This is a genomic window from Streptomyces sp. ID05-39B (assembly GCF_033794725.1).
Taxonomy (GTDB): Bacteria; Actinomycetota; Actinomycetes; order Streptomycetales; family Streptomycetaceae; genus Streptomyces; species Streptomyces bobili.
The window spans coordinates 1-10,037 of the sequence record NZ_JARGEF010000272.1 but is presented as its reverse complement, the minus strand read 5'-3'; the positions used below and the strand labels follow the sequence as shown (position 1 = coordinate 10,037).

The window sequence follows — 10,037 nt, the reverse complement described above, 5'->3', positions numbered from 1 at the left end:
CCCCATACCCGTCCGCCCGGCGACCGCCCCCTCACCCGCGCCAACTCGGCCCCCTCAGCCGCACTCCGCTCGCCGCCAGCCCGACTTCCAGCCGCCGTAGTTCCCCGCGCGCGGGGACGCCGTACAGGCGGGTGGCCGTGCCGTCGGTGCGCAGGGTGACCCGCGGGCCGGGGGAGTAGGTGCGGGTGAGGTGGGGGCCGTAGCGGGCGGTGCCCAGGCGGGTGCGCGGGACCAGGCGCTGGTTGGCCGAGCCGCGCCAGACCAGGTCGGTCGGCTCGGCCACCCGGAAGCGGCCCGTCACCACCGCGTCCGCGCCGCTCAGCGCCGACCACACCCGGTCCGGCACCTCTTCCGGTTCGTGACCGGTGTAGACGAGCAGGTCCGCGCGGGGGCCGTCGCCGCGGCGGCGCAGCCGGTCGGCGCCCCGCAGGAGCGCGGCCAGCGCGGCGGGCTGGGACAGGGGTTCCCCGCCGCTCACCGTCAGGCCCCGCGCGCCACGCTCCAGCGCGGCCTCCCACAGCCGGAGCAGTTCGCCCACGGTCGCCGTCCGTCCGCCCGCCGGGTCCCAGGTGTGCCGGGACATGCAGCCGGGGCAGGCCAGGGCGCAGCCCTGGAACCACAGGGCCAGCCGGCGGCCGGGGCCGAGTGTCTCGACGGGGAAATAGCCGTCGGCGATCCGCACCTCGCGTGCCGCGTCGGCGTCGTATTCGGTCATGCGCCCCCCTTGCGCCCCTGTACTCCCCGAATGCACCCGGCGTGCACCGCTGTGTATTCGAAGATCCATTCGCTTTTCTGGGTCCCAAAGGCCCGAAGCGGAAGGGAAGACTATTCCGAGTCCCGCCCGCCCCACCGGGCTTTTCGGAAGTTTTCCAGGAACGCGGGCACCACTCCGGTCGCCCTCCGGCCGATCTCCGGCTGATTTCCGGATGACCGGAAATCCGGTGTCGAAAATCCCTCCCTTCGGCGTTCGTTTTTCCCCTAGGCTGCGCGAAATTCCGGATTCCGGCGTGGCCTTCGCCCCGGCGAGGGCACCGTCGCCGTGCCCGCACGCGGCCCAGGAGGGCGGTCCGGGGAATCGACGAGGGAGATCCCATGAGCGAGGTGAAGTCCGTCCCGACGGACTACGGCCGCAGCCGCCTCACCGCGCGCACCCGCTGGCGGGCCGCCCGCCGCGGAAAGCGGGACGGACGGGCCGGCATCGGCCCCGAGCACTACGCCCGCCAGCTCGAACGCGGTCTGCGGATGGCACTGGAGGACCTGCGGTCCCGTTTCGTCACACGGAACGCGGCCCACATCGACCGCGTGCACGCGGAGTCCGCGCGGATCGTGACCGAGTACGACCACCGGCGCGAGGACGTGCCCGCGGCCCTGGCCCGCTTCGGCGGCTGGGTGTCGCAGTGGCGCACGGAGGTGACCGCCTGCCAGCAGCGCGGCCTGGCCCTCGCCGCCTGCGCCGACCAGGAACTGGCCCACTACGAAGCAGCCTGGACACACGCCCGGCACCGAGCCGAGGTACGAGCCCGGCGCCGGGCCCGGCGGGAAGCCGAACGCCGTGCCGACGCGCGGGGCGAACCGCGCCCCGAGCCGCCGGAGCCACTGGAGCCACCGGATCCGGACACGGTCGGCGGGGTCATACCGGCGCCCGGCGCGATATGGACGGGGGCACCGGACTGGATGCTCGACGAGGCCCTGGTCCGCAGGGCCCTGCACATCCTGGAGCAGAGGATCGGGCCGGCGGCCGCGGCGGCCGGCCGGGGAGAACGGGGGACCCGATGACCACCGAGCAGAAGGCCGCACCAGCAGCCACGCCACCGCAAGCCTCGGCACCAGCAGCCACGCCACCGCAAGCCTCGGCACCTCAGGTCACGGCGCCGGAAGTCGGCGCACCTAAGGCCACGGCATCAGAAGCCGCAGCACCTGAGCCCGCACACCGCACCACGCGCCCGCCCGCCCCAGGGACCGCCGGCCACGCCACCCGGCTGACCGTCGCCCTGGGCGCCACGGCCCTGCTCCTGACGGGGTGCGGCCGGCTCGACGGACCGGAACGGCTCTCCGCCGACTGCGCCGTCGTCGTCGACGGCTCCGGTTCCGGTGCCGACAGCGAGAACGGCTTCCGCGCCAAGGAGAAACTGAAGGCGACCGTGCCCGGCTTCCTGGCCGACCAGAACTGCCGGTACGTCTCCTACGCGCCCATCACCGCGGCCTCCACCGCCTCCTCCTGCCAGGTGCCGCGGATGGACCTCGACCCCGACGCCGACAAACGCTCCGACCGCGAGAGCCTGTGGAAACAGACCCGCGTCCTCGCCCAGGCGGGCGCCGACAAGATGCTGGACTGCGCCCGCGAGCGCCAGCCAGGCTCCGACGTCCTCGGCGGACTCGAACGCGCCGCCAAGGTGCCCCGCGACGGCGACGGCACCTACCACGTGCTCGTGATCAGCGACTTCGACCAGGCCGACCCCGACTTCCAGCTCTCCAAGTTCGAGCTGGAGACACCAGCGCAGCGGAACACCGCGGTCGACGCCCTGGTCGCCGTACGAGGAGTGCCCGAGCTGCCGGACACCACGGTCCACCGCGTCGGCTTCGCCATGCGCGGCGGCAGGACCACACCCGAACGCGTCGAGCAGATGGGCCAGTTCTGGCAGCAGATCCTGGAGAAGGAGGTGAAGGTCGGTGTCGACGACGGATACGGGGCCTGAGGAGCCCCGCAGGCTCAGGTACGGCCTGCCCTTCCGGCGCGGCGAGGGCCGCGCCCCCGGTCTCGGCCGCACCGGCGGCCCCACCGCACCGCGCGGGCCCGTCCCGCCGACCGAGAGCCGGGAGGCCAGACAGCTTCTCTCCCAGGCCGAGTCCGCCGGCCGCCGCGCCGCGGGCGACGGCACCCTCAACCCGTACGTCCTCGGCTCCGTCCACCGCCTGCCCTACTTCGGCCGGCTGACCGGACTGCGCGGCCACGCCCGGGACCGGACGGTGGCCCGCCACCACGAACGGGAGGAACGCGAACTGCTGGCGTCGGCCCGTTTGTACGCCGACACCGCGGCCCGAGAGGAGGACGCCCGGCGGGCCCGTGACGCCCAGGTGGAGGAGGTGCGCCGACGGCTCGCGGCCACCGCCCAGCTGGACCGGGCGGCCACCCGGATCGCCGCCCGCGAGGACAGCCGTGACCGTGTCCTGCCCTGGATGACGAGGCGCCTGGCCACCGGCGGACCGGACCACGACCGCGATCGTGACCCGGGCAGCGACCCGGCGCAGGAGCCCGCCACGCCGTACGCCTCCGACCCTGACGACGACTTCGAGCCGGAGCCGGAGCCCGTGCCCGCGCCCGCCCCGCCGGCCGCGCACTGGGAGGGCCTCACCGAGACCGCGGCCATGGCCCGCCGGCCCCGGCTGGCCCTCGCCACGCTGCTCGTCCTGGTCGAACTCCCCGTCTACGTCACGCTGTTCCTGGCGATCCACGACGGGACACCGGAGGGCAGGCTGAGCGCCTACCTGCTGTCGGCCGCCGTCGGCGTCGTCATGACGGCCGGTCCCTTCCAGGCCGGACGCCAGTGGCGCCGCCGCGGGGCCACCGCCTCGCTGTGGGTGGTCCTGCCGGTGGCGGCCGCGCTGGCGTCGGTGTGGGCCTGGGCCGCCTGGTACCTGGGCGACCTGCGGGCGCGCATCGTGTTCCGGGAGACACCCGACGCGGGCATGGAGGACCTCGCCCGCCAGATGGGCGTCGAACTGCCCCCCGCGCCCACCGTGCTGGAGCAGCTCCACCTGGACCAGCACACCGTCGGCGTCACCTTCATCTCGCTGCTGCTGCTCTCCGGCGGGATCGCCTTCCTGCTGGCCCTGTCCGAGGAGCACCCCTTCGTCGCCGCCTACCGCCACCACCAGCGCAACGCGGAGAAGGCCGAGGCGGCACTCGTGCGGGCCGTGGCCGCGGCGGCGGGGGCCCGGCGGGACCAGGAAACGCAGGAGGCACGGGCCAGGGAACGCGGCGAGGCCCTGGCCGCCGAACTGGCCGCGGTGGACGCCGTGTTCGAGGCGGCCGCACACGCCTACCTCGACGGCGTGCAGGCGGCCTCGCACGATCCGGCGGTCACCGAGGGCGCGATGCGCCTCTCGGCCCGCTACCCGCTGCTGCCTGAGCCCGTCCCCACCAGGGCGCGGGCGGCCGTCTGAGCCAGGTCCGCGAGCGCCGGGAACGGGCGGGGGTGTGGGCGTGGCCACCGGGCCACGCCCACACCCGCACGTCCCCCGGCGCAGGCTCCTGCCGTCAGGAAGCCAGCCAGTCGTCCACCCCGGTCAGCAGCTTCTCCTGCACGTCCTTCGGGGCGGCCGAGCCGCGGATCGACTGGCGGGCCAGCTCGGCCAGCTCCTCGTCCGTGAAGGCGTGGTAGCGGCGGGCCAGCTCGTACTGGTCGGCCAGGCGGGAACCGAACAGCAGGGGGTCGTCGGCGCCCAGGGCCATCGGCACACCGGCCTCGTACAGGGTGCGCAGCGGCACGTCCCCGTGTTTCTCGTACACGCCCAGGGCCACGTTCGAGGCGGGGCAGACCTCGCAGGTGACGCCCCGTTCGGCGAGCCGCTTCAGCAGCCGGGGGTCGTCCGCCGCGCGCACGCCGTGCCCGATGCGGGTGGCGTGCAGGTCGTCCAGGCAGTCCCGGACCGACGAGGGCCCGGCCAGCTCGCCGCCGTGCGGGGCCGACAGCAGTCCGCCCTCCCGGGCGATGGCGAAGGCCCGGTCGAAGTCGCGCGCCATGCCCCGGCGTTCGTCGTTCGACAGCCCGAAGCCCACCACGCCCTGCTCGCCGTAGCGCACCGCCAGCCGGGCCAGCGTGCGGGCGTCGAGCGGATGCTTCATCCGGTTCGCCGCCACCAGCACCCGCATCCCGAGCCCGGTGTCCCGCGACGCAGACCGCACCGCGTCCAGGATGATCTCCAGCGTCGGAATCAGCCCACCCAGCCGCGGCGCGTACGAGGTCGGGTCCACCTGGATCTCCAGCCAGCCCGAGCCGTCCTTCACATCCTCCTCGGCGGCCTCGCGCACCAGCCGCTGGATGTCCTCGGGCTCTCTGATGCAGGAGCGGGCGGCGTCGTACAGCCGCTGGAAGCGGAACCAGCCCCGCTCGTCGGTCGCCCGCAACTGGGGCGGCTCCCCACTGGTCAGGGCCTCGCTCAGCGTCTCCGGCAGACGCACGCCGTACTTGTCGGCGAGTTCCAGCACGGTGCCGGGCCGCATCGACCCGGTGAAGTGCAGGTGCAGATGGGCTTTCGGCAGCTCAGAGACATCACGTACACGCTCCATTCCGGAATCCTGCCGTACGCCGAGGCCGTCCGGGTACCTGTTTCCCCGAACGTGGTCTTGCTCGCACACGGCTGCGGGCCGCCTCCCGACAAGGAGACGGCCCGCATCCAGGCTCCTCACGTGAGCAGCCTGGATCAGTCCCTGGCCTCCGCCAGCAGCTTCTGGATCCGGCTCACGCCCTCGACGAGGTCCTCGTCACCGAGCGCGTACGACAGCCGCAGATAGCCCGGAGTGCCGAAGGCCTCGCCCGGGACGACCGCGACCTCGGACTCCTCCAGGATGAGCGCCGCCAGCTCGACGGAGTCCTGCGGACGCTTCCCGCGGATCTCCTTGCCGAGCAGGCCCTTCACCGACGGGTAGGCGTAGAACGCGCCCTCGGGCTCCGGGCAGAGCACGCCGTCGATCTCGTTGAGCATCCGCACGATCGTCTTGCGGCGGCGGTCGAACGCCTCCCGCATCGTGGCGACCGCGTCCAGATCACCGGAGACGGCGGCCAGCGCGGCGGCCTGGGCCACGTTGGAGACGTTCGAGGTGGCGTGCGACTGGAGGTTCGTCGCCGCCTTCACCACATCCTTCGGGCCGATGATCCAGCCCACCCGCCAGCCCGTCATCGCGTACGTCTTGGCGACACCGTTGACCACGATGCACTTGTCGCGCAGCTCGGGCAGGATCGCCGGCAGCGAGGTGAACTTCGCGTCGCCGTAGACGAGGTGCTCGTAGATCTCGTCGGTCAGCACCCACAGGCCGTGCTCCACGGCCCAGCGGCCGATCGCCTCGGCCTCGGCCTCGCTGTAGACGGCGCCGGTCGGGTTGGACGGGGAGACGAAGAGGACGACCTTCGTCTTCTCCGTGCGCGCCGCCTCCAACTGCTCGACGCTCACCCGGTAGCCGGTCGTCTCGTCCGCGACGACCTCCACCGGAACACCGCCGGCCAGCCGGATCGACTCCGGGTACGTCGTCCAGTACGGCGCCGGGACGATGACCTCGTCGCCCGGGTCGAGGATCGCGGCGAAGGCCTCGTAGATCGCCTGCTTGCCGCCGTTGGTGACCAGGATCTGGGAGGCGTCGACCTGGTAGCCGGAGTCGCGCAGCGTCTTCGCGGCGATCGCGGCCTTCAGCTCGGGAAGACCGCCGGCCGGCGTGTAGCGGTGGTACTTCGGGTTCTTGCAGGCCTCGATCGCGGCCTCGACGATGTAGTCCGGGGTCGGGAAGTCGGGCTCACCGGCGCCGAAGCCGATCACCGGCCGCCCGGCGGCCTTCAGGGCCTTGGCCTTGGCATCCACGGCGAGGGTGGCGGACTCGGAGATCGCACCGACCCGGGCGGAGACCCGGCGCTCGGTGGGAGGGGTTGCAGCGCTCATGGCCCCATGTTTTCAGACGGGAAACCGGCCCGGCACACGGGTTTCACGGACTGAACAAGGACGGGCTCTCTTTTGAACATCCGTGCTGATCCGGGTTGATCCGGACCGATGGCCTGGTGATCTTCCGGGGTTTTCCCGACGATCTTCCGCCTTCGGGGTCCTCACGGGCACTTTCCGTTCGACGAGGCGCCCCGGAACACGTACACTCCTACGTCGTTGGCCTTCAACAGCCGTGCCACAACCGGTGCACACCGAGCATCCGGCCGGATGCGGTACGTTGGGGAACACACAAAGGGTCGTAGCTCAATTGGTAGAGCACTGGTCTCCAAAACCAGCGGTTGGGGGTTCAAGTCCCTCCGGCCCTGCTACACACTCCTTCGCCAGGATGTGTGCGCATGTACGTACAGAAATGCACTGCCGTGCGGCTCAGACCGGGCGCGGCACGGCCACGACCCGGGAACAGGTGAGGACGAATGGCGGACGCCGTGGGCTCCATCGACACGCCTGATGCCCAGGACGAAGTGCCTGAGCAGAAGAAGTCCCGCAAGGGCGGCAAGCGCGCGAAGAAGGGCCCGCTCAAGCGGCTCGCCCTCTTCTACCGCCAGATCGTCGCGGAGCTTCGCAAGGTCGTCTGGCCGACGCGGGGCCAGCTGAGCACGTACACCATGGTCGTGATCATCTTCGTGGTCATCATGATCGGTCTGGTGACCGTGATTGACTATGGACTCGACCACGCCGCGAAGTACGTATTCGGCTGAGCCGAGAGCGAAGGGCGCCGGGTGATCGGCGCCCCTTTCGCGTGTTCCACCCCTATGTATCCAGGAAGAAGCAGCCACCGTGTCTGACCAGAACCTGAACGACGCCATCGAGCCGGATGAGTCGGCTGACGACGAGCTCGACATCGTCGAGGGCGCTGACGAGGACCTGGACGAGTCCGAGGCTGCCGACGCCGAGGCGGGCGAGCCCGCGGAGGAAGCCGCGCTGCACGTCGAGGACGAGGAAGACGCCGCCGAAGAGGCAGCCGAGTCCGCCGACGAGGACGAGGCCACGGCCACCGAGGTCGAGGACTCCGAGGACGGCGAAGCCGTCGCGGAAGAGGCCGAGGAAGCAGAGCCGGCCGAGCCCGTCGACCCCGTCGCGGCCCTGCGCGAGGAACTGCGCACCCTGCCCGGCGAGTGGTACGTCATCCACACGTACGCCGGTTACGAGAACCGCGTGAAGACCAACCTCGAACAGCGTGCCGTCTCGCTGAACGTCGAGGACTTCATCTTCCAGGCCGAGGTGCCGCAGGAAGAAGTCGCGCAGATCAAGAACGGCGAGCGCAAGACCATCCGTCAGAACAAGCTCCCCGGCTACGTGCTGGTGCGCATGGACCTGACGAACGAGTCCTGGGGCGTCGTCCGCAACACCCCCGGCGTCACCGGCTTCGTGGGCAACGCCTACGACCCGTACCCGCTGACCCTGGACGAGATCGTCAAGATGCTCGCCCCGGAGGCCGAGGAGAAGGCCGCCCGCGAAGCCGCCGAGGCCGAGGGCAAGCCGGTTCCGCAGCGCAAGGTCGAGGTCCAGGTGCTGGACTTCGAGGTCGGCGACTCGGTCACCGTCACGGACGGCCCGTTCGCCACGCTCCAGGCCACGATCAACGAGATCAACGCCGACTCGAAGAAGGTCAAGGGCCTCGTCGAGATCTTCGGCCGCGAGACCCCGGTCGAGCTGAGCTTCGACCAGATCCAGAAGAACTAGCCCCTTCTGGAACACAAGCCTCCGACCAGGTCAGGTGGCCGCTCGCGCGGTGCCTGACCTGCTCGGTTTTTGGCCGCGCACGGATACCCGTTATCGTTGTGCGGTATGCCTCCATCCGGATCATCCGGACCGGACGGCTGAAAACTCTCACTAGGACCCGGAGAGAGCAATGCCTCCCAAGAAGAAGAAGGTCACGGGGCTCATCAAGCTCCAGATCAACGCCGGTGCGGCTAACCCCGCTCCGCCGGTCGGCCCCGCGCTCGGCCAGCACGGCGTCAACATCATGGAGTTCTGCAAGGCCTACAACGCCGCGACCGAGTCGCAGCGTGGCTGGGTGATTCCGGTGGAGATCACGGTCTACGAAGACCGCTCCTTCACCTTCATCACCAAGACGCCGCCGGCCGCGAAGATGATCCTCAAGGCCGCGGGTGTCGAGAAGGGCTCGGGCGAGCCGCACAAGACCAAGGTCGCCAAGATCACGCAGGCGCAGGTCCGTGAGATCGCCACGACCAAGCTTCCCGACCTGAACGCCAACGACCTGGACGCCGCGTCGAAGATCATCGCCGGCACCGCCCGTTCCATGGGCATCACGGTCGAGGGCTGATCCCCAGCCTCGTAGCACCTTCGTAGTCGCGGCTCCGGCCGCACGTGGCAGGGCCTGCTCGGCCCGTACCACGACTCCTCAGAAACCCCAGGAGCAGTAGTGAGCAAGCGCAGCAAGTCTCTCCGCGCTGCGGACGCCAAGATCGACCGGGAGAAGCTCTACGCCCCGCTCGAGGCCGTCCGTCTCGCCAAGGAGACCTCCACCTCGAAGTTCGACGGCACCGTCGAGATCGCCTTCCGTCTGGGTGTCGACCCGCGCAAGGCCGATCAGATGGTCCGTGGCACCGTGAACCTGCCGCACGGCACCGGCAAGACCGCCCGGGTCCTGGTCTTCGCGACCGGTGACCGTGCTGCGGCCGCAGAGGCCGCGGGCGCCGACATCGTCGGCTCCGACGAACTGATCGACGAGGTCGCGAAGGGCCGTCTGGACTTCGACGCCGTCGTCGCCACCCCGGACCTCATGGGCAAGGTCGGCCGCCTCGGCCGCGTGCTCGGTCCGCGTGGTCTGATGCCGAACCCGAAGACCGGCACCGTCACCCCCGACGTGGCCAAGGCCGTCACGGAGATCAAGGGCGGCAAGATCGAGTTCCGCGTCGACAAGCACTCGAACCTGCACTTCATCATCGGCAAGGCGTCCTTCGACGACACGCAGCTGGTGGAGAACTACGGCGCGGCCCTGGACGAGATCCTCCGTCTGAAGCCGTCCGCCGCCAAGGGCCGCTACATCAAGAAGGCCGCGATCAGCACCACGATCGGCCCCGGCATCCTGATCGACCCGAACCGCACCCGGAACCTCCTCGTCGAGGAGGACCCGGCTTCGGTCTGAACCTGACGGTTCGCCCAGTCGGCGACGGGCCCCGCAACCTTTCGAGGTGCGGGGCTCGTCCCTTTTCGCGTACGGGTGTCAGTGCCGTGGGTTACCTTGCGAACACGGGGACTAGTTGGGGGTGAGGGCATGAAGGGAACGAACGGGCGCCGGGCGGGCCTGTCGATCGTCGCAGTGACCCTGCTGACCGGGGTGGCCGGCTGCAGTTCGGGGG

General features: G+C 70.9%; 10 protein-coding genes and 1 tRNA gene. 8 read left to right on the top strand and 3 right to left on the bottom strand.

The window, feature by feature from the left end; all coding sequences use genetic code 11:
• Positions 1–31 precede the first annotated feature (31 nt).
• Positions 32–715, bottom strand: a complete 684-nt coding sequence (locus P1P75_RS35555) for a 4Fe-4S single cluster domain-containing protein (RefSeq protein WP_319263282.1) — start codon at positions 713–715, stop codon at positions 32–34.
• Positions 716–1,092: 377 nt separating this feature from the next.
• Here P1P75_RS35555 and P1P75_RS35550 point away from each other — a divergent pair, with 377 nt between their 5' ends.
• The 3 genes from P1P75_RS35550 to P1P75_RS35540 are packed head-to-tail and all read left to right on the top strand — an operon-like array spanning position 1,093 to position 4,164.
• Positions 1,093–1,776, top strand: a complete 684-nt coding sequence (locus P1P75_RS35550; RefSeq protein WP_319263280.1) for a hypothetical protein — start codon at positions 1,093–1,095, stop codon at positions 1,774–1,776.
• Positions 1,773–2,696: a hypothetical protein gene (locus P1P75_RS35545; RefSeq protein WP_319263278.1), complete on the top strand. Its 924-nt coding sequence runs from the start codon at positions 1,773–1,775 to the stop codon at positions 2,694–2,696. The genes P1P75_RS35550 and P1P75_RS35545 overlap by 4 nt, the downstream gene beginning before the upstream one ends.
• On the top strand, positions 2,671–4,164 hold the full coding sequence (locus P1P75_RS35540) for a hypothetical protein (RefSeq protein ID WP_319263277.1): 1,494 nt from the start codon (positions 2,671–2,673) through the stop codon (positions 4,162–4,164). The genes P1P75_RS35545 and P1P75_RS35540 overlap by 26 nt, the downstream gene beginning before the upstream one ends.
• A gap of 94 nt (positions 4,165–4,258) precedes the next feature.
• Here the strand turns inward: P1P75_RS35540 and P1P75_RS35535 are convergent, their stop codons facing one another.
• Both P1P75_RS35535 and P1P75_RS35530 read right to left on the bottom strand, forming a co-directional pair.
• A complete protein-coding gene (locus P1P75_RS35535) occupies positions 4,259–5,290 on the bottom strand; it encodes an adenosine deaminase (RefSeq protein WP_319263275.1) in 1,032 nt (343 codons plus the stop codon).
• Between the two features lie 134 nt (positions 5,291–5,424).
• On the bottom strand, positions 5,425–6,651 hold the full coding sequence (locus tag P1P75_RS35530) for a pyridoxal phosphate-dependent aminotransferase (protein WP_319263273.1): 1,227 nt from the start codon (positions 6,649–6,651) through the stop codon (positions 5,425–5,427).
• A 292-nt stretch (positions 6,652–6,943) separates the two neighbouring features.
• On the opposite strand from P1P75_RS35530, the gene P1P75_RS35525 reads away from it, so the two are divergent.
• The 5 genes from P1P75_RS35525 (at position 6,944) to rplA (ending at position 9,823) form a co-directional block, all read left to right on the top strand.
• Positions 6,944–7,016: transfer RNA gene (locus tag P1P75_RS35525), tRNA-Trp, on the top strand.
• A 108-nt stretch (positions 7,017–7,124) separates the two neighbouring features.
• The gene (gene secE / locus P1P75_RS35520; protein WP_086767473.1) at positions 7,125–7,409 is read left to right on the top strand and encodes a preprotein translocase subunit SecE; all 285 of its coding nucleotides are present in this window, start codon (positions 7,125–7,127) and stop codon (positions 7,407–7,409) included.
• Between the two features lie 79 nt (positions 7,410–7,488).
• Positions 7,489–8,394, top strand: a complete 906-nt coding sequence (gene nusG, locus P1P75_RS35515; RefSeq protein ID WP_319263272.1) for a transcription termination/antitermination protein NusG — start codon at positions 7,489–7,491, stop codon at positions 8,392–8,394.
• A gap of 169 nt (positions 8,395–8,563) precedes the next feature.
• Positions 8,564–8,998, top strand: a complete 435-nt coding sequence (gene rplK, locus P1P75_RS35510) for a 50S ribosomal protein L11 (RefSeq protein WP_006383482.1) — start codon at positions 8,564–8,566, stop codon at positions 8,996–8,998.
• Positions 8,999–9,097: 99 nt separating this feature from the next.
• On the top strand, positions 9,098–9,823 hold the full coding sequence (rplA, locus tag P1P75_RS35505) for a 50S ribosomal protein L1 (RefSeq protein ID WP_319263270.1): 726 nt from the start codon (positions 9,098–9,100) through the stop codon (positions 9,821–9,823).
• Positions 9,824–10,037 lie beyond the last annotated feature (214 nt).